15 protein-coding genes are annotated in these 18,990 nt (G+C 71.9%); 8 read left to right on the top strand and 7 right to left on the bottom strand.

Going from position 1 to position 18,990, the window contains the following annotated elements; all coding sequences use genetic code 11:
* Nucleotides 1–164: 164 nt before the first annotated feature.
* Nucleotides 165–1,373, top strand: a complete 1,209-nt coding sequence (gene metK / locus ACIQOU_RS22935) for a methionine adenosyltransferase (RefSeq protein WP_401538667.1) — start codon at nt 165–167, stop codon at nt 1,371–1,373.
* 60 nt (nt 1,374–1,433) lie between these two features.
* Here metK and ACIQOU_RS22930 read toward each other — a convergent pair whose 3' ends face one another.
* The 4 genes from ACIQOU_RS22930 to ACIQOU_RS22915 are packed head-to-tail and all read right to left on the bottom strand — an operon-like array spanning nt 1,434 to nt 6,561.
* Nucleotides 1,434–2,531 carry a hypothetical protein gene (locus ACIQOU_RS22930; protein ID WP_401538666.1) on the bottom strand — a complete coding sequence of 366 codons (1,098 nt, stop codon included), beginning with the start codon at nt 2,529–2,531 and terminating at the stop codon, nt 1,434–1,436.
* Between the two features lie 26 nt (nt 2,532–2,557).
* Entirely contained in the window at nt 2,558–4,507 is a 1,950-nt protein-coding gene (locus tag ACIQOU_RS22925) for a hypothetical protein (RefSeq protein ID WP_401538665.1), read from the bottom strand.
* Nucleotides 4,504–5,259: a TIR domain-containing protein gene (locus ACIQOU_RS22920; protein ID WP_401538664.1), complete on the bottom strand. Its 756-nt coding sequence runs from the start codon at nt 5,257–5,259 to the stop codon at nt 4,504–4,506. Before ACIQOU_RS22920 ends, ACIQOU_RS22925 begins: the two co-directional genes overlap by 4 nt.
* Nucleotides 5,260–5,271: 12 nt before the next feature.
* A complete protein-coding gene (locus tag ACIQOU_RS22915) occupies nt 5,272–6,561 on the bottom strand; it encodes a helix-turn-helix domain-containing protein (protein ID WP_401538663.1) in 1,290 nt (429 codons plus the stop codon).
* 280 nt (nt 6,562–6,841) lie between these two features.
* Between ACIQOU_RS22915 and ACIQOU_RS22910 the strand changes: the two genes are divergently transcribed.
* A complete protein-coding gene (locus ACIQOU_RS22910) occupies nt 6,842–9,007 on the top strand; it encodes a primosomal protein N' (protein WP_401538662.1) in 2,166 nt (721 codons plus the stop codon).
* A gap of 492 nt (nt 9,008–9,499) precedes the next feature.
* Here ACIQOU_RS22910 and ACIQOU_RS22905 read toward each other — a convergent pair whose 3' ends face one another.
* Nucleotides 9,500–10,033, bottom strand: coding sequence for a hypothetical protein (locus ACIQOU_RS22905; protein ID WP_401538661.1), 534 nt, complete (start codon nt 10,031–10,033; stop codon nt 9,500–9,502).
* A 236-nt stretch (nt 10,034–10,269) separates the two neighbouring features.
* Between ACIQOU_RS22905 and fmt the strand changes: the two genes are divergently transcribed.
* From fmt to ACIQOU_RS22885, 4 genes are all read left to right on the top strand, one after another.
* Entirely contained in the window at nt 10,270–11,202 is a 933-nt protein-coding gene (gene fmt, locus ACIQOU_RS22900; protein WP_401538660.1) for a methionyl-tRNA formyltransferase, read from the top strand.
* A 597-nt stretch (nt 11,203–11,799) separates the two neighbouring features.
* Nucleotides 11,800–13,227, top strand: coding sequence for an RsmB/NOP family class I SAM-dependent RNA methyltransferase (locus ACIQOU_RS22895; protein WP_401538659.1), 1,428 nt, complete (start codon nt 11,800–11,802; stop codon nt 13,225–13,227).
* Nucleotides 13,228–13,297: 70 nt separating this feature from the next.
* On the top strand, nt 13,298–13,984 hold the full coding sequence (gene rpe, locus ACIQOU_RS22890) for a ribulose-phosphate 3-epimerase (protein WP_401538658.1): 687 nt from the start codon (nt 13,298–13,300) through the stop codon (nt 13,982–13,984).
* Between the two features lie 79 nt (nt 13,985–14,063).
* Nucleotides 14,064–15,107: a sugar-binding transcriptional regulator gene (locus ACIQOU_RS22885; protein WP_401538657.1), complete on the top strand. Its 1,044-nt coding sequence runs from the start codon at nt 14,064–14,066 to the stop codon at nt 15,105–15,107.
* A gap of 94 nt (nt 15,108–15,201) precedes the next feature.
* On the opposite strand, the gene ACIQOU_RS22880 is transcribed toward ACIQOU_RS22885, so the two are convergent.
* Together ACIQOU_RS22880 and ACIQOU_RS22875 are read right to left on the bottom strand one after the other, a co-directional pair.
* Nucleotides 15,202–16,275, bottom strand: a complete 1,074-nt coding sequence (locus ACIQOU_RS22880; RefSeq protein ID WP_401538656.1) for a response regulator — start codon at nt 16,273–16,275, stop codon at nt 15,202–15,204.
* Nucleotides 16,268–16,504: a hypothetical protein gene (locus ACIQOU_RS22875; RefSeq protein ID WP_401538655.1), complete on the bottom strand. Its 237-nt coding sequence runs from the start codon at nt 16,502–16,504 to the stop codon at nt 16,268–16,270. Before ACIQOU_RS22875 ends, ACIQOU_RS22880 begins: the two co-directional genes overlap by 8 nt.
* 384 nt (nt 16,505–16,888) lie before the next feature.
* Between ACIQOU_RS22875 and ACIQOU_RS22870 the strand changes: the two genes are divergently transcribed.
* Nucleotides 16,889–17,209: a barstar family protein gene (locus ACIQOU_RS22870; protein WP_401538654.1), complete on the top strand. Its 321-nt coding sequence runs from the start codon at nt 16,889–16,891 to the stop codon at nt 17,207–17,209.
* 154 nt (nt 17,210–17,363) lie between these two features.
* Complete coding sequence (locus ACIQOU_RS22865) at nt 17,364–18,806, top strand: GuaB1 family IMP dehydrogenase-related protein (RefSeq protein WP_401539005.1); 1,443 nt, start codon at nt 17,364–17,366, stop codon at nt 18,804–18,806.
* Nucleotides 18,807–18,990 lie beyond the last annotated feature (184 nt).

Here is an 18,990-nt window from a genome sequence, read left to right as displayed (position 1 = left end):
GTGCAGAATGCCCGTGCCGCAGGTCACAGCCATCCCTAGGGGCAAGATAGGGGGCCCGCTGACCGAGCGCGACCGATAAACTGTTTCTTGGACGAGGCCGGGCGCAGCCTCCGGACCCGTCCGACCATGATCAGACAGCAGCCGCTGCAACCCCAGGGAGCGTTGTGTCCCGTCGCCTGTTCACCTCGGAGTCCGTGACCGAGGGTCACCCCGACAAGATCGCTGACCAGATCAGCGACACCATTCTCGACGCGCTTCTGCGCGAGGACCCGTCGTCCCGGGTCGCCGTCGAGACGCTGATCACGACCGGCCTGGTGCACGTGGCCGGCGAGGTCACCACCAAGACCTACGCGGACATCGCGACCCTCGTCCGCAACACGGTCCTCTCGATCGGCTACGACTCCTCGAAGAAGGGGTTCGACGGCGCCTCCTGCGGCGTGTCGGTGTCCATCGGCTCGCAGTCCCCGGACATCGCACAGGGCGTCGACACGGCCTACGAATCGCGCGTCGAGGGCGACGAGGACGAGCTGGACAAGCAGGGCGCCGGCGACCAGGGCCTGATGTTCGGCTACGCGACGGACGAGACGCCGACGCTGATGCCGCTGCCGATCTTCCTGGCACACCGCCTCTCCAAGCGCCTCTCCGAGGTCCGCAAGAACGGCACCATCCCCTACCTGCGCCCGGACGGCAAGACGCAGGTCACCATCGAGTACGACGGCGACAAGGCCGTCCGCCTCGACACCGTCGTCGTCTCCTCGCAGCACGCGAGCGACATCGACCTGGAGTCGCTGCTCGCGCCCGACATCCGCGAGTTCGTCGTGGAGGCCGAGCTGAAGGCCCTCCTCGACGACGGCATCAAGCTCGACACGGAGAACTACCGCCTCCTGGTCAACCCCACCGGCCGCTTCGAGATCGGCGGCCCGATGGGCGACGCGGGCCTCACCGGCCGCAAGATCATCATCGACACGTACGGCGGCATGGCCCGCCACGGCGGCGGCGCCTTCTCCGGCAAGGACCCGTCCAAGGTCGACCGCTCGGCCGCCTACGCGATGCGCTGGGTCGCGAAGAACGTGGTGGCGGCCGGACTGGCCTCCCGCTGCGAGGTCCAGGTCGCCTACGCCATCGGCAAGGCCGAGCCCGTCGGCCTCTTCGTCGAGACCTTCGGCACCGCCAAGGTCGACGTCGAGAAGATCGAGAAGGCCATCGACGAGGTCTTCGACCTCCGTCCGGCCGCGATCATCCGCGACCTCGACCTGCTCCGCCCGATCTACGCCCAGACGGCCGCGTACGGCCACTTCGGCCGCGAGCTTCCGGAGTTCACGTGGGAGCGCACGGACCGCGTGGAGGCCCTGCGCGCGGCGGTGGGTCAGTAGGCCTGCCCGACGTACACCGAGGCCCGGTCCCTTCGGGGGCCGGGCCTCGCCCTTTTCATCTCATTGACCGGGCGCGTCCGGCGGAGCCGGTTCGTCCCCCAGGCCCTCGCTCCGCCCGTCCTCCTCGGTGTCGCCGAAACGGGACTTGATCTTCTCGGCGGCCTCGTGCTTGCCGTGTGCGTCGGCAAGAGTCACGAGGCGCTCGGTGAACAGGTCGACGTCCGGATCATCGTCGCGGAAGCCGAACCAGGCGAGGAAGGAATCGAGGTCCGGATTCGTACCCGTACCGTTCGTCGACGGCGGGTACCCCGCGTCGAAAGGGCGGTCCCAGGCGTACCCGTCGTCCGCTGGGTACGGGACGTTCGGCGTCGACGTCAGGTGGTCGAACGGGGGAGAGACCTCCTCGTTGTTGGCCGCCGCCGAGAGCTGGGCCAGCAGGCCGATGCGGTTGACGGCCCCCTCGACCTCCTCCTCGTTGCGGGACAGCCACCACACGACGGCACTGCCCGTGTCCTTGAGCACGTCCTCGCTCAGATAGCTTCTCTTGCTGCGCTCGTAGTTGCGCTCGTGCTCCCAGACGTCCTCGTCCTTGCGGACGGCGGACAACTTGGCCAGTCGCTCGCGGTCGAGTTCCGGAAGACTGAGAGAGACATCCTGCGCCATCGCCATGATCCGGCCGGTCGACTCGGGGCGCATGGTCGCCAGCGCTCCGTCGAGCTGGTGCTGGGTGAACGCGCTCCGATGAGGCGGCTGTTGTGCGGTCACCAGCCGCGCCCGCTGAAGGATCGCCTCGACGGCGAGGCCGGCCGGGTTCACGTACGGAGCATCCTCGGGGGCGTCCAGCACCAGCCAGCGCACCGTGGCCGAGAAGGAGAAGTCATAGTCGGTGACGGAACTGGGCAGTGCCACATGGGCGACACGCTGCTCCTGGCGGACGGTTGCGGGCAGGGGAAGGTCGGGGTCCGGCAGCAGCTCCCGTGGGAACCTTTCCGGTGCGGGAGCGAGCACCCGGTGCGTCACGGCCGCGACGACGAGTAACAGCGCGGCCAGGGTGGGCCATGCCCACATCGGCCATTCGGCACTCAGGCCGAGGATGACCAGGATCATGCCAAGGATGACGGTGACGAAGAGCGTCATCGTCCGGTGTCCGGAACTCATGGAGGGCCCCCGATGATCGTTCGGTGTCAGGCGATGGAGTCGTAGGGCTCGATGCCCTGAGCGGTGTTGATGCTGCGCAGCAGATGGGTGACCGTTTCGGAACGTCCGGTCTGGCCGGTGCGGGACCAGCGGAGAGCGACGCGGTAGACCTGCCCGGAGATCCGGGGGTCGGCCCCGCAGGCGAGGGCGAGCACGCGCAGTACCTGATCGCGGTGCCGGAGATCCTCGGCGGCCGTCAGCCAGCGGGCCTCGGCCTTCTCCCAGGACTCCACCCGGCTTTGGAGCACTCCCGTCCAGCAGGAGACGAGAGCCTCTCGCACCTCACGTCGGCCGATCAGCCGTACCGGATCGGCCAGAGCCAGGAAGAGCTCAGGGTCCCGGCCCGGGCGGCCCGACACGATGCCGATCTTCAGCCTGCCCAGCAACAGGCAGTACAGCCGGTTGTCCGAGGCGATCAGGCGCGTCAGGGCCGCCCGGGCCTCAGCGGTGACCTGAGCGGACGCGCGTCGGGCGAGATGGTGCAGGCGGACGAGTGCCTGGTCCGGATGGGTACGGGCCATGGTCTCGGCACACACCACGACGAGAACCCGCCGGAGCCGGTTGCCCGTCTCCGGCGAGACAGCCCACTCATAGATCTGCTGCCGGAAGAGACGGCCGTGCCGGTCGTCGTCCAGCCCCAGGGCCAGCACTTGCGCGGCGTCCGGGATGAGACGGACGGATGTCTCCCGCGCCATCCACTGCTCCGCCAGCCAGATCAGATCCCGAGGGCGGGCCGTGCGCAGTGCCTGGAAGGCGAACCGTTCGACAGCCCGGGTGCGGTCGGGCTGGGGCAGCGCGGGGTCGATCAGACGATCCTTGAACCAGTCGCGCAACTGCCGACGGATGTCCGGCAGGAAGGTCCAGAAGTGGTTCCGCACGGCCTGGTCGTATCCCGGTGTACGGAACCGCACCTGACCGTTCGCGTCTGTTTCTGCCTCGATGGCGTGCAGTTCCGCGTACAGATCGGCCTGTTCCAGCCGGGGAGTGATATCGGGAGGATGGCTGAGCACGGTCAGAAGCGAGTTGGCCGCCTGGAGCACCGTCTCCGGTGTTGTCCCGTGGAACAGGGCCAGGGACAGCAGCAGAGCCCGGCGCGGACCGCTCTGCTGGACCGAGAGATCCGCCGCCACTCTCGCACTCTGGTCCCGCTGACTCAGTAGGGCATCGGTGAGCCAGTCGGGGAAACCACGGTCGGCCGGCGACGTCTCTCGGAGGCGCCGAATCCGGTCGGCCAATCCCGCTACGTCCCGCACCGGTGCCTGAGTGAGGAAGGACCCGAGTTCACTTCCCTTCAGGTCCTCCGGCGCGAAGGTGACCCCGTCGCAGAGCAGGTGCCGTGCCAGCAGCCGGCGGGGCGAGGGGCGGCCGATCTCCACGGTGAGGCGCTTCAGTTCGCCCCTGAGCAGATAGCCGAGCCGGTGTGGAAGGACCACCGCGAGATGGGCCCCATGTGCCTTGAGCCCCTCACGGAAGTCGAACAGGGCCTCCTGGACCGCGAGAAACCGTGACTCCTCCGCCTCGGACAGATCCAGGAGGAGACGGGCGCCGTCGTCGATCTCACGGACATCGAGCAGTCCCGGCGACGTGTCGTCCGAGGTGTCGGGCAGCTCGTGCAAAGTGCTGTGGGAACCCGGCAGTTCGTGCAGCAACATGAGCGCGGTGGCCTGCCGACCGCTGCCGGGAAGGCCGCCGATCAGCGCGACCTGGCTCGTCGCCAGGAGGGTCCGGGCGAGTTGCATGCCGGCAGGGGGCAGGAAACGTGCCGCGAGGTGCTTGCGGTCCTCCTCGGTGATGACGCGCTTACGTCTGCTCGCCTGCTCGCGCAGACGTGAGGTGGCGGCCTGGACATAGATGTGTTGGTCGACGAACTGGCTTCCGGCGCCGGTGTGCACAGCCCCCTGGGCCTCGCTCAGGTAGGTGCCGTACGACTCTCTCACCGCCCCTCGCCCCCGCGCGGTGTCCGGGTGCCGAACCCCTGCCGGATGCCGCCCTTGTTGTTCCCGGCGACGTAGTTGGTGCCGTCGCCATTGATCTGCGGACCGTTGATCTGGTCGCCGTCGCCCGAGTGCAGCGGGCCGTGGGCCGTGTTGATGTAAGTCCCCACGGACTGTCCGACGCTGCCGATGCCGCCGCTCTGATGGTCGTTGCGGACAGTGGGCGTGGACTCCGGTTCGGCCGAAGCAGTCGGCACGGCGTGTGGACTCCGGTCCAGCGAGGCCAGAGCCGGGACCCGCTCGACGAGGCGGTCACCGAGCCGGGCGAGGTCCTCCCGCCGGTCGTGCAGGTCCACTCGTGTGTACTGGTACTCGGCGAGTTCGGCGATCGACCTCGGCAGACGCCGGGGGTCGAGCTGCTCCACCTTCCGGCCGATGAACAGGGGCACGACCAAGGCTCCTCCGGTGAGAGCCGCCTCGATCTCCAGCCTGACCCAGTCCTTCGGGTCGTCGAGCGCGCGCCGCCCGGAGTCCGACCGGTGGGGTTCTTCGGTCCACTCCTCATGGATGAGGGCCAGCAGAACGTGGCAGCGCCGGGCCGTGCGCAGCAGGACGTCCATGTGCGCGCCGGGCTCGATGGACGCCTTCGCGAGGAAGACGCTGTCGCGGCCGAACCGTTCCGACAAGACCTCGTCGCACATGTAGGCGACCTCCTTGCCGCCCTTGGTGCGGTAGTTGATGAAGATCTCGTGCATGCCGTTTCCCTTCTATGAGGTGGAGGACAGGACATCGGTCAGATCGGGGACCAGGGCCCGCACCGAGCGGTGCCCTGCGTGCCTGCCGAGCGTGCGCGAGAGGCGCCGCAGGTCGGCCCGGATGGTCGACGAGTGGGTGAGTCGGACCGAAGGCAGTACCTCGGCCGTGATCGCGCAGGCGTGCTCGACATCGCCCGCCGCCGCGTGGGCCAGGGCGCGCCGGACGCCGTAGCGCGCCCGGGTACGGAAGGCGTGGGCCGGGACACGCGCCGTCTCCGTGTCGAGGAGCACGGCCGCGTCACGCGGGCGGCCCAGGTCGTACAGGCACCAGCCGGTGAACATCGAGACCACGTCGGGCACGTGGGAGGCGCCGAGGACAGGTTGGCTCGGATCGGCCGAGTCCCGTTCGAGGAGGTCCCGTGCCTGGTCCAGGCTGCGCATGCAGGCGTCGTAGTCGCCCTCGACGGCCCTGGCCTGGGCCAGGTGCTGGGCGGCCAGGCCCCGGATGCGCGAGGGGGCGTCACTCCGTAGCGCGTGACCGGCCAGCTGCGCGGCGTCGTCGGCGTCGCCGCGATAGAGGCTGATCAGCGAACGCCGCACTTGGGCATAGGCGGCGAGGCCGGTGTCCTTGCCCGCGGCTGCCAGTTGGACAGCGCGCTCCGTCCACCAGATCGCGGCCTTGTCGTCTCCGCACTCCTGGGCCATCCAGCCCGCGTACTCGGCGTAGCGAGAGGCGAGCAGTAACAGGTCACGGCGGGCCCGGGGAGCGCTGGCCACCGCGAACTGCTCCAGGCTGTGCGTCTGTGCGATGAGCGGAGGCAGCACACTGGCCGGTCCCGAGACCTGGCCGAGCCGCCGGAACTGGTCGAACAGCATCCGGGAGGCCTCGACAAGAGTCTCCGCGCCCCCGGGCACCGGTGAGAGGACCTGTGGCGCACCCGAACTCATGGTCAGTACGGAGGCAGCTCCGGCCGCGATCACGTCGCGCCGCTTCATGGGTTGGAAGGAACTCGAACCGTCCTTGCGGAGTTGCATCAACCACACCTCGTCGTCGTTTTCGGGAGCGGGAAGCTGCGGCTGGGAACGGGGCACCGGCACGAGCCGAGTGAGTGCGCTCCGGGCGTCGAGCACGGTGTCGCACAGACGTGCCAGTTCGGGCGTCGGACGCTTGAGTCCCCGTTCCACCTTGCTCAACTGACTCTTGCTGTAGTGCACGCGCTGTCCCAGCTGTTGCAGGGAGAGCCCGGCGGCCATCCGCATACGGCGCAGTTCCCGCCCGAACTCCCGTGATTCCTGGGGCACTTCGACCTCCGTCACGTCTCGGCCGCAGCCGTAGAGCGACGTGATTCAGCGTGCGACAGACGGCTGCGGCGGAACAAGGCGAAACGGGCGTTTCCCGTTTCCTCCTCCGGAGCGAAGCCGACCTGCGAGGTTGTGTCGAGAAACGGGTTTCGGCCATGGCGTGACCTGGACCGGCGGACCGAGCGTCCTGTCGGCGGCGGGCCGTGGCCCCTGCCTGTTCGCGCTGGTGGGCGGAGTGAGCACAGGCCCGTTGTCAGTGGGGTTTGGTAAGAATGCGGGTGTGAGCAGTGGTGAGGGGCAGGGTGGTGGGGGCGGTGCGGGGGTGCCGCCCGAGCAGCTTGCGTTGATTCGGGAGAGTGTGCGGGAGGCCAAGGCGCCGCGGGCCAAGCCGCGGACCTGGCGGGGGGCCGCGCTGGCCGGGGAGCTGCCCGTCGCCCGGGTGCTGGTCGACAAAGGGGTGCTCCATCTCGACCGGTACTTCGACTACGCGGTGCCCGAGGAGCTGGACGCGGACGCGCAGCCCGGGGTGCGGGTGCGGGTGCGGTTCGGGGCCGGGCGGCACCGGGTGCGGGACGGGCGCCGGGAGGGCGGGGGGCTGATCGACGGGTTCCTCGTCGAGCGGCTCGCGGAGTCCGACTACTCCGGGCCGCTCGCCGCGCTCGCCCAGGTCGTCTCCCCCGAGCGGGTGCTGAGCGAGGAGCAGCTCGGGTTCGCGCGGGCCGTCGCCGACCGGTACGCCGGAAGCCTCGCCGACGTGCTCCAGCTCGCCGTTCCGCCGCGCAACGCACGCGCCGAGCGGAAGGCGTCGCCGGAGCCGTTGCCACCGCCCCCGGCGCCGGAGGCCGGGTCATGGACGCGGTACGAACAGGGGGGTGCCTTCGTCGAGGCGCTGGCCTCGGGCGGTGCGCCGCGCGCCGTGTGGAACGCGCTGCCGGGGCCCGAGTGGAGCGACGAACTGGCGCGGGCCGTGGCGGCGACGCTCGCCTCCGGGCGCGGGGCGCTCGTCGTCCTGCCCGACGGACGGACGGTCGCCCGGGTCGACGCCGCGCTGACCGCGCTGCTCGGGGAGGGCCGGCACGCCGTGCTCACGGCCGACGCCGGGCCCGAGAAGCGGTACCGGGAGTGGCTCGCCGTGCGACGGGGCTCGGTACGGGCCGTCGTCGGCACCCGGGCCGCCATGTTCGCGCCGGTCCAGGACCTCGGGCTGGTCGCCCTCTGGGACGACGGCGACGACAGCCACAGCGAGCCGCACGCCCCGCAGCCGCACGCGCGCGAGGTGCTGTTGCTGCGGGCCGCCCAGGATCGGTGTGGGTTTCTGCTGGGCGGCTGGAGTTGCACGGTGGAGGCGGCGCAGCTCGTCGAGAGCGGCTGGGCCCGGCCGCTCGTCGCTGCCCGTGACCAGGTGCGGGGCGCCGCGCCGCTGGTGCGGACCGTCGGGGACGGCGATCTCGCACGCGACGAGGCCGCCCGCGCCGCCCGGCTGCCGACGCTCGCCTGGCAGGCCGTCAGGGAGGGGCTGCGGCACGGGCCGGTGCTGGTGCAGGTGCCCCGGCGCGGTTACGTGCCCCGCATGGCCTGCACGGCCTGCCGTGCCCCCGCCCGGTGCCGGCACTGTTCGGGGCCGCTGGAGGCGCCGGACGCCGGGGCGTTGACGTGCGGGTGGTGCGGGCGCGGGGAGGGGTCCTGGCACTGCTCGGAGTGCGGGGGGTTCCGGTTGCGCGCGCAGATCGTGGGGGCCCGGCGTACCGCCGAGGAGTTGGGGCGGGCGTTCCCCGCGGTGCCGGTGCGGACGTCGGGACGTGAGCATGTGCTCGACACCGTGCCGGGGACGCCTGCGCTGGTCGTCAGCACACCGGGTGCCGAGCCCGTCGCCGAGGGCGGGTACGCGGCGGCGTTGCTGCTCGACGGCTGGGCGATGCTCGGGCGGCCCGATCTGCGGGCCGGGGAGGACGCGTTGCGGCGCTGGATCGGGGCGGCTGCTCTGGTCAGGGCGCAGGGTGTGGGCGGCACGGTGGTCGTCGTCGCCGAACCGACGTTGCGACCCGTCCAGGCACTGGTGCGGTGGGACCCCGTCGGACACGCGGTGCGTGAACTGGCCGAGCGGGCCGAGCTGGGCTTTCCGCCCGTGTCCCGGATGGCGGCGCTCTCCGGGGAGCCGGACGCGGTCGCCGCGTTCCTCGCGACGGCGCAACTTCCCCCGGACGCGGAGGTGTTGGGGCCTGTTCCGTTGCCGGTCACTCCCGCCGGACGGCCACGAAGGGCTGGGGCGCCGCCGCCGGGTGAGCGGTGGGAACGGGCGCTGATCCGGGTGCCTCCGGGTAGTGGAGCCGCCCTTGCCGCCGCGTTGAAGGCCACCCAGGCGGCGCGGATGGCCCGGGGGGCGGCGGGAACGGTGGGGGAGACGGGGGTAGTACGGGTGCGGGTCGATCCGCCGGACATCGGGTGAGGGCAGGTCTCTCGGGGCGGGTGTGGTGTGGGTTGCGGTTGGGGCGTTCGGGAAGAACTGTCCGCCGGGGGTGGGGGGTTGTCGGCGTCGGCCGCCGGTGGGGTTGTGGTCGGCACGCGCGCGGCGCCCCTCGGGGAGGGGGACTGGTTGTTTGGCGGCTTGCGCGCCGTCGTGGCTGGTCGCGCAGTTCCCCGCGCCCCTTACCGGCGTTGCCGGGCCGTTGGCTGCTGGTTCGGGTCGTTGGCTGCGCCTGCGTGGGGGAGCCGCATATCGGTGCAGCTCCGCGCCCTTAGCGGCGTTGCCGGGCTGTCGGCAGTTGGCTCGGGGCCGTTGGCTGGGCCCGCGTGGTGGAGTCGTGTATTGGTGCAGCTCCGCGCCCTTAGCGGCGTTGCCGGGTCGTTGGCTGGGCCCGTGCGGTGGGGTCGTGTATTGGTGCAGGCCGGGTATGGGGCTGCCCTCCCAAGGGGGTGGGAGGGCAGGGGGAGGGGTGGGTTAGCCGTTGCGGGGGCCTGGGAATGCCGTGGGCCTGGCCTCGTCGCGTAGGACCGGGCTGCCCGCCGTCGGCTGCGTCGGCATGGAACGCGCCGCCGGGACCGTCGGCAGGGCGGGCGTGACGCTCATCGTGCGGGCCGCCGAGCCCTCCGTCGTCCGTTCCGCCTCGGCCGCCGCCTGGGTCGCCGCCCGGCGTGAACCGTAACGCCGGTGCACCGCCTGCTTGGTGACGCCCAGTGCGGAACCCACCGCGTCCCAGGAGAAGCCCAGCGAACGGTCGAAGTCGACGGCGGCCGTGACCAGCGTCTCGACGCTGTCCCGCAGCTCCTGGGCGAGGCGGACCGTGGGAGCGGGGGCGCGCCCGTAGACGACGAAGCCCGTGGCGGGGCCGGAGCGGCGCGGGCGGTAGACGTTGCCCAGTTGGGCGGTGAGGGTGCGCAGTGCGTCCACCTGCCGACGGACCCGCTCGATGTCCCGCACCAGCAAGTGCAGGCTGGCCCGAGCCTGGGCGTCGTGGGTTGCGTGGTCGGCCATGAAGAAGCCTCTCGAACCGGCGTTGCAAAGGATCGGGCCGCACGTTCGCAGCCCGTTGTGGTCAACTCTTTCTTGACCAACGCCCGATCGCGCCGCGGGTCACGCATCGGGGGCGCGAGGGCCTGTGCGTACGCCCCCGGACTGCTTCAGCTCCCGAGGTCTGCGCCTGTCCCACCAGGGCCATAAACTTGGGGACCGTCTGTCAGCCCACCGCTCCGAGAGGGCCGTAACTCCCCATGAAGCTCGTCTTCGCCGGTACCCCCGAGGTCGCCGTTCCCGCTCTGGACGCCCTGATCGCCTCCGGGCGCCACGAGGTGGCCGCCGTTGTCACCCGGCCCGACGCGCCGGCCGGGCGTGGGCGCAGGCTGGTGGCGTCACCCGTGGCGGAACGGGCCGAGGAGGCCGGCATCGAGGTGCTGAAGCCGGTGAAGCCGCGGGACCCCGAATTCCTGGAGCGGCTGCGGGAGATCGCGCCGGACTGCTGTCCCGTCGTCGCGTACGGCGCCCTGTTGCCGCGCGTCGCCCTCGACATCCCGGCCCACGGCTGGGTCAACCTGCACTTCTCGCTGCTGCCCGCCTGGCGGGGCGCCGCCCCGGTGCAGCACTCCCTCATGGCCGGCGACGAGATCACCGGCGCCGCCACCTTCCTCATCGAGGAGGGCCTCGACTCCGGGCCGGTCTACGGCACCGTCACCGAGGAGATCCGGCCCACCGACACCAGCGGTGATCTGCTCACCCGGCTCGCGTTCGCCGGGTCGGGACTGCTCGCCGCGACCATGGACGGCATCGAGGACGGCACCCTGCACGCCGTACCGCAGCCGGCCGAGGGCATCAGCCTCGCCCCGAAGATCACCGTCGAGGACGCCGAGGTCGACTGGGCCGCCCCGGCGCTGCGGGTCGACCGCGTGGTGCGCGGCTGCACTCCCGCGCCCGGTGCCTGGACCGTCTTCCGGGGTGAGCGGCTCAAGCTCATCCATGCCGCGCCCGTTCCCGATCGCACCGATCTGGCGCCCGGTCAGCTCGCCGTCGGCAAGAACAGCGTGCACGTCGGCACCGGCTCCTACGCCATCGAGCTGCTGTGGGTGCAGGCCCAGGGCAAGAAGCCGATGCGCGCGGCGGATTGGGCGCGGGGCGTGCGTATCGCCGAGGGTGAGACCCTCTCGCGATAGTTAGCGGCTGGTGCTGATGCTGGCGGTGAGTGGTCCCTCTGGGGTCTGGGCGCCGGGCGTGTGGGCTGGGCGCTCGGCGTGTGCTGTTCGCTCTCGCAAGGGTGAGGCCCTCTCGCGAGAGTTAGACCCTGTAGCGGTAGCTGGTGGGTGTCGCAAACGGTACATAGTCGCGAGTCGCGAGCCTTCTGTCGGCTGCCACCCAGCCAGGCGCCTGACCGTGCCCCGGGTCGGCAACACCTGCGGCCCCGCGTTGCCGGGTGTCGCGGTACTGATACCTCATCGCGAGAGTTAGACCCTGTAACGACGGCGAGTGGGCCTCACGAACGTTAGCCCGCCGCCCGCCGCCCGCCGCCCGCCGCCCGCCGCCCGCCGCCCGCCGCCCGCCGCCCGCCGCCCGCCGCCCGCCGCCCGCCGCCCGCCGCCCGCCGCCGAGCACCCCACCCTGCCTCGGCAACACGCCCCCTCCACTCAGCCCCCGCCCCCCCGGCCCCCGCCCCGCGCCCCCCTCACCGGGGCGGACGTACCCTTGGGGGGTCTGTCGTGTGCGCTGGGACTGGGTCCGTGCGCACCCCCATCCACATCCGGAGCACCTTTTTCGTGAGCGACACCTCCCGTCGGCCCCGTAAGCCCGGCAAGCCCTACCGTCGGCCCCAGAAGGACCCCGTTCGCATCCTCGCCTTCGAGGCGTTGCGGGCCGTGGACGAGCGGGACGCGTACGCCAACCTCGTGCTGCCGCCGTTGCTGCGCAAGGCGCGGGAGAAGGAGGGGCCCGAGAAGTTCGACGGGCGGGACGCGGCGCTGGCCACCGAGCTGGTGTACGGGACGCTGCGCAGGCAGGGCACCTACGACGCCGTCATCGCGGCCTGCGTGGACCGGCCGTTGCGGGAGGTCGATCCGCCGGTGCTGGACGTGATCAGTCTCGGGGTGCACCAGTTGCTCGGCACCCGGATTCCGACGCACGCCGCCGTGTCCGCCTCCGTCGAGCTGGCCCGGGTGGTGCTCGGCGACGGGCGGGCGAAGTTCGTGAACGCCGTGCTGCGCAAGGTCGCGCAGGACGATCTGGACGGCTGGATCGCCAAGGTCGCGCCGCCCTACGACGAGGACGCGGAGGACCACCTCGCCGTCGTCCACTCGCATCCGCGCTGGGTCGTCTCCGCCCTGTGGGACGCGCTCGGCGGCGGCCGGGCCGGCATCGAGGAGCTGTTGGAGGCCGACAACGAGCGGCCCGAGGTGACGTTGGTCGCGCGGCCCGGCCGGGCCACCCAGGAGGAGTTGCTCGGCGAGGAGGCGGCCGTGCCGGGGCGCTGGTCACCGTATGCCGTGCGGTTGTCCGAGGGCGGCGAACCCGGTGCCGTCGACGCCGTGCGGGAGGGCCGGGCCGGGGTGCAGGACGAGGGCAGTCAGCTCGTCGCCCTCGCGCTGGCCAACGCGCCCCTCGACGGACCCGACCGGGCCTGGCTCGACGGCTGTGCGGGACCCGGCGGCAAGGCCGCGCTGCTCGCCGCCCTCGCCGCCGAACGCGGGGCGACGCTGCTGGCCTCCGAGAAGCAGCCGCACCGGGCCGGTCTCGTCGCCAAGGCCCTGCGCGGCAACCCCGGCCCCTACCAGGTGATCGCCGCCGACGGGACCCGGCCGCCGTGGCGTCCCGGCGCCTTCGACCGGGTGCTGATGGACGTGCCCTGCACCGGGCTCGGCGCGCTGCGCAGGCGGCCCGAGGCACGCTGGCGGCGCCGTCCCGAGGATCTCGACGGGTTCGCGCCGTTGCAACGGGCCCTGCTGCGCACCGCGTTGGACTCCGTGCGGGTCGGCGGGGTGGTCGGCTACGCGACCTGTTCGCCGCATCTCGCCGAGACCCGGGCCGTCGTCGACGACGTCCTCAAGCAGCACCCGCACGTCGAGCGGGTCGACGTCCGGCCGCTGCTGCCCGGGGTCCCGGACCTGGGCGAGGGACCCGACATCCAGCTGTGGCCGCATCTGCACGGCACCGACGCCATGTACCTGGCGATCCTGCGCAGGACCGCCTGAACCGTCTCCCCGCCCGGGCCGGGGCCGCATCGCGGCGACCAATCGGCCCAGGACATGGCAGTCTTGGGGCATGGCCGTGCAGATCAACCCCAGCATCCTGTCCGCCGACTTCGCCCGCCTCGCGGACGAGGCGAAGGCGGTCGGGGGAGCCGACTGGCTCCACGTCGACGTCATGGACAACCACTTCGTCCCGAACCTCACCCTCGGGGTGCCGGTCGTGGAGTCGCTGGCCCGGGCGACGGACACCCCGCTGGACTGCCATCTGATGATCGAGGACCCCGACCGCTGGGCGCCCCAGTACGTCGAGGCCGGGGCCTCCTCCGTCACCTTCCACGTGGAGGCGGCCTCCGCGCCGATCAGGCTCGCCCGCGAGATCCGCGCCAAGGGCGCCCGCGCCTCCATGGCACTGCGGCCCGCGACGCCCATCGAGCCGTACGAGGACCTGCTGCCCGAACTGGACATGCTGTTGATCATGACCGTCGAGCCGGGCTTCGGCGGGCAGGCGTTCCTCGACGTCATGCTGCCGAAGATCCGCCGCACCCGGCAGCTGATCGGCAAGCACGGCCTCGACCTGTGGCTCCAGGTCGACGGCGGGGTCTCCGCGACCACCATCGAACGCTGCGCCGAGGCCGGGGCGGACGTCTTCGTCGCCGGGTCGGCCGTCTACGGCGCCGATGACCCGGCCGAGGCGGTGCGCGCCCTGCGCGCCCAGGCGCAGACCGCGACCGCCGCCGCGGCCTGGGGATGCGACCACTGAGCCACGGGTACGTGAACGGCGTCCGTTCAGGGCGAGTCAAGCACGCCGGATCTGCAAGGATGAACGGCGAACCCAGAGTGTGAACAGCAGTGAGGAGATCGCCGTGTCGGGTATGTCGGCGGGCCGGTCAGCAGTACGGATGGGACCCGCTGAGCTGGTGCAGGCGGCGGCCATGGCCCGCCGCTTCTACCTGGAGGGCAAGTCCAAGATCCAGATCGCGGAGGAGTTCGGCGTCAGCCGCTTCAAGGTCGCCCGGGTGCTGGAGACGGCCCTCGAACGCGACCTCGTCCGCATCGAGATCCGGGTCCCGGCCGAGCTGGACGCCGAGCGCTCGGACGCGCTGCGGGCCCGTTACGGGCTGCGGCACGCCGTCGTCGTCGAGTCCCCGGCCGACGCCGAGGAGTCGCCCGACCCCGAGAACCTCGGTGAGGTGGCCGCCGACCTGCTCGGCGAGCTGGTCGCCGAGGGCGATGTGCTGGGCCTCGCGTGGGGCCGGTCCACCATCCACATGGCCGCCGCCCTCGACCGGCTCCCGCCGTGCACGGTCGTGCAGCTGACGGGCGTGTACGACGCCGGGACCGCCGAGCGCGGCTCCGTGGAGGCGGTGCGCCGGGCCGCCCAGGTCTCCGGCGGCGACGCGCACCCCATCTACGCGCCGATGCTGCTGCCGGACGCGGCCACCGCGGAGGCGTTGCGCCACCAGACCGGGATCGCCCGGGCCTTCGAGTACTTCGACAAGGTCACGGTCGCCTGTGTCTCGATCGGCTCCTGGGAGCCCGGCATCTCGACGGTGCACGACATGCTCAGCGACGAGGAGCGCGGCCACTACGCCTCGCTCGGGGTCGCCGCCGAGATGTCCGCGCACCTCTTCGACGCGGAGGGCCGCCGGGTCGGCCGGGACCTCGGCGAACGCTGCATCACCGTCAAGGCCGACCAGCTCCGCCGTATCCCCGAGGTCGTGGCGATCGCGGGCGGGCAGCGCAAGGCCGCCGCGATCGACGCCGTTCTCCGGTCGGGTCTGGTGACCAGCCTGGTGACGGACACGTCCGCCGCCGACGTCCTGCTGACGACCGGCAGCACCCCCCGGCACGCCCTCAACCGGGCCGACCCCGACGGACTCTGACGGTTCGTCAGGGTGTCCGGCTGTCGGGATCGGCCGGACGCGGCGGCGCCGGGGTGCCGCCGTGGTTCGGGCCGTTGCCGGGAGTGGGGCCGGGTCAGGCGCGTCGTTCCAGGTAGATGGTGGTGAAGACGGCGACCTTGGCCCGTAGCACCCACGGGTCGAACGGCTTGGTGATGTAGTCGACGGCGCCCGCCGCGTACCCACGGGCGGAGTGCTCGGCGTCCATCCCCATGGCGGTCAGGAAGATGATGGGGACGTCCCGGGTGCGGGGGCGGCGTTTGATGTGGGCGCAGGTCTCGTAGCCGTCCATCCCCGGCATCTGCACGTCCATGATGATGACCGCGAAGTCGGTGTGGTCGAGGAGCGCCTTGAGGGCCTCCTGCCCGGACGACACGGTGACCAGTTCCTGGTCGAGCGTGGACAGGACGGCGGTCATCGCGAGCAGGTTGTCCGGCTGGTCGTCGACGATCAGGACCCGGGGCATGTCCTGCGGGGCGTCGGGAAGTTTCGCGGCGGAGGCCTCCTGAACGGCGTCCAGCTGGCGTTCCAGCAGATGGCAGCGGTCCTCCGCGGCGGCCCGCTGCTCCCGCGCCTGCCGGAGGTCGGCCCCGAGCCGTCTGACCTCCTGTTCGAGCACGTCGCGCTCGGCGAGGAGACCGGACACGTCGGGGTGGGCCGCCGCGAGGGCGTCCGCCCGTCTGCGCTCCGCGTTGCGCTCCGCCTCCAGCTGGTTCAGCCGCGTCTGGAGGTCGGCGATGCGCTGTTTCCGGTCCAGGAGCGCGTCGCCCAGCACATCGCCCCGGACGCTGGAGCGCCGTGAGATCCGGTCGGCGTCGACCAGTTGCTGTTCCAGGATCTCCGTGGCGTGCCTCGGGGACGAGGAGGCGTCCACCGCCGATCCGTACAGCTCCCGGACGAACTCGATGGCCTCGGTGGTGACCGCCGTTCCCCGGTGTTCGGCGACGTCGGCGAAGAGGTCGCTGATCACCTGCCACGGCGGTAACCGGGTGCCGTTCAGATAGCGCGAGAACGTCCCCGGGTCGCGTCGGCGGCGGGCCGCGTAGCGCCGTACCGACACCTCCAGGCCCTCGAACAGTTCCCGCAGCGCCACGGCGAGGGCCCGTGAGGCGTCGTTGAGGTCGTCTCCCAGCGGCCGTAGCTCAGGCATGACGCTCCTCCTCGGCGGTGATCGGCGCCGACGGCCCGGCCGCGTCGCGCTCGGGGGCGATGAGACGGTTGAAGAACGGGACGGCGAGGCCCGCGACGGCGAGGCCCGCGAGCAGGCTGCGCGGCGGTCCCTCACCGGCCAGCGCCGTCAGCCCACCGGCGGCGGCGCCGGCCAGCAGGGCGAGCAGGAACACCAGCGTCGATCTCAACGACAGCAGCGGACGGTCCACCGCGCACTCCATTCGTCCGACCCGCCTCGGGCAGCGGGGTTTGTCCCTCGACCGACTGACGGCGGAAGCGGGTGTCCAGAATGGAGGAGACGCGGAGTGTTGCATCGCCAGATCCGGGCCATGGCGGCCACGAAGGCTCCGGCGGCAACACCCCGCCCACCCCCCGGCGCGGCATCCGGGCTGCTCAGCCGCCGGATACGGGGGGAGCGTTGCCAGCAGGTCCCCGCGCAACGCTGCCACCTCGCGCAACAACGCGCCGTCCGCCGGTCGCCCCGGCGCCCGGAACACCACGTTCCGCCCTTCCCGCGCCCCGGCCTCGGAGGTGCGGCAGAATTGCCATGGACACATCGATGGTCACCCCAACTCCTTCAGGGCGGTACTGAGATGACGAACCCCCACCCGGTCACGCTCGACCTCGACGGCGTCACCGACAGGGCGGGGCTGATGGACCGCGTCGCCCAGGCCCTCGCGCTGCCCGACTGGTTCGGCCGCAACTGGGACGCCCTCGCCGACTCCCTCAGCGACCCCACCGTCTGGCCCGAGGCCGCCGCCGCCCAGGGGCTGCTGCTGGTCGTGCGGAACTGGCGGCCGTACGCCCAGGCTCGCCCGCAGGAGTGGACGATCGCGCAGGACGTGTTCGCCGAGACGGTGGACCGCACGCCGGAGCTGTCCGTGGTGCTCGCCCTCGGCAAGCGGACCGCCTGACCCTCTTGGAGATTCCGCCGAAAGCCCCGCTGACCTGCCTGGACGATCCTCCTGGAGTCACGCATTCCGGTCGGCATGGGACAATGAGGTACGTGCTCTTCCCCCTGGCCGATCGGGTCGGGGGCCACCTCTGATCGACTGGGATGTGCAGCACGTGCGTTTCCTCAACGACATACAGCCCGCCTACGACCTGACGTACGACGACGTCTTCATGGTCCCCAGCCGCAGCGCCGTCGGCTCCCGGCAGGGCGTGGACCTCAGCTCCCCGGACGGCACCGGCACCACGATCCCGCTGGTCGTCGCCAACATGACCGCCATCGCCGGCCGCCGGATGGCCGAGACGGTCGCCCGGCGCGGCGGGCTCGTGGTCATCCCGCAGGACATCCCGTTCGAGGTCGTCTCCGACGTCGTCTCCTGGGTCAAGAGCCGCCACCTCGTGCTCGACACCCCGATCGTGCTCTCCCCGCACCAGACCGTCGCCGACGCCCTCGCCCTGCTGCCCAAGCGCGCGCACAACGCCGGTGTCGTCGTCGACGCCGAGAGCCGCCCCGTCGGTGTCGTCACCGACCAGGACCTCACCGGCGTCGACCGCTTCACCCAGCTCGACGTGGTCATGTCCAAGGACCTGCTGCTGCTCGACGCGGACATCGACCCGCGCGAGGCCTTCAACCGGCTCGACGGCGCCAACCGCCGCTACGCCCCCGCCGTCGACGCGGACGGCCGCCTCGCCGGCATCCTCACCCGCACCGGCGCCCTGCGCGCCACCCTGTACACGCCCGCCGTCGACGAGCGGGGCGGGCTGCGGATCGCCGCCGCCGTCGGCATCAACGGCGATGTCGCGGGCAAGGCCCAGGAACTGCTCGACGCGGGCGTCGACACCCTCGTCATCGACACCGCCCACGGCCACCAGGAGTCGATGATCAGCGCGGTCAAGCTGGTCCGCGACCTCGACCCGAGGGTCCCGATCGTGGCCGGCAACATCGTCGCCGCCGAGGGCGTCCGCGACCTGATCGAGGCCGGCGCCGACATCATCAAGGTCGGCGTCGGACCCGGCGCCATGTGCACCACCCGCATGATGACCGGCGTCGGCAGGCCGCAGTTCTCGGCGGTCCTGGAGTGCGCCGCCGAGGCCAGGAAGCACGGCAAGCACGTGTGGGCCGACGGCGGTGTCCGCCACCCCCGTGACGTGGCGATGGCGCTGGCCGCCGGCGCCTCGAACGTCATGGTCGGCTCCTGGTTCGCCGGCACCTACGAGTCCCCGGGCGACCTCCAGCAGGACGCCTCCGGGCGGCTCTACAAGGAGTCCTTCGGCATGGCCTCGGCCCGCGCGGTCCGCAACCGCACCTCCGAGGAGTCCGCCTACGACCGGGCCCGCAAGGCCCTGTTCGAGGAGGGCATCTCCACCTCCCGGATGTTCCTCGACCCGGCCCGCCCCGGCGTCGAGGACCTGATCGACTCGATCATCGCGGGCGTCCGCTCCTCCTGCACCTACGCGGGCGCCGCCTCCCTGGAGGAGTTCGCCGCGAAGGCCGTCGTCGGCGTGCAGAGCGCGGCCGGGTACGCGGAGGGCAAGCCCCTGCACGCCAGCTGGGTCTGACCCGGCCGGGCGGCGCGCAACGGAACGGCGCGCCGCCGCCCGGAACGCAGGCGATCGTGCGCGGACCCGCAAGGCTGCCGCATGACCCCCAGGAACGCGTGGCTCGTAGGGTGCTGCGCATGACGTGGCGTGGCGGGAACTCCGCTCGGTGGGTTCCCGCTCACCCGGGTGAGCCGTTCGGTTC

It is taken from the genome of Streptomyces sp. NPDC091279, from assembly GCF_044757465.1.
GTDB lineage: Bacteria > Actinomycetota > Actinomycetes > Streptomycetales > Streptomycetaceae > Streptomyces.
The sequence above is the reverse complement of the archived record's forward strand: the minus strand, read 5'-3'. Positions and strand labels throughout refer to the sequence as shown.

Excerpts from the sequence above, each read along its gene's own strand:
- fmt (WP_401538660.1), top strand. The coding sequence starts at position 10,270 with ATGAAGCTCGTCTTCGCCGGTACCCCCGAGGTCGCCGTTCCCGCTCTG.
- ACIQOU_RS22930 (WP_401538666.1), bottom strand. The coding sequence starts at position 2,531 with ATGAGTTCCGGACACCGGACGATGACGCTCTTCGTCACCGTCATCCTT.
- ACIQOU_RS22880 (WP_401538656.1), bottom strand. The coding sequence starts at position 16,275 with ATGCCTGAGCTACGGCCGCTGGGAGACGACCTCAACGACGCCTCACGG.
- ACIQOU_RS22920 (WP_401538664.1), bottom strand. The coding sequence starts at position 5,259 with ATGCACGAGATCTTCATCAACTACCGCACCAAGGGCGGCAAGGAGGTC.
- rpe (WP_401538658.1), top strand. The coding sequence starts at position 13,298 with ATGGCCGTGCAGATCAACCCCAGCATCCTGTCCGCCGACTTCGCCCGC.
- ACIQOU_RS22870 (WP_401538654.1), top strand. The coding sequence starts at position 16,889 with ATGACGAACCCCCACCCGGTCACGCTCGACCTCGACGGCGTCACCGAC.
- ACIQOU_RS22905 (WP_401538661.1), bottom strand. The coding sequence starts at position 10,033 with ATGGCCGACCACGCAACCCACGACGCCCAGGCTCGGGCCAGCCTGCAC.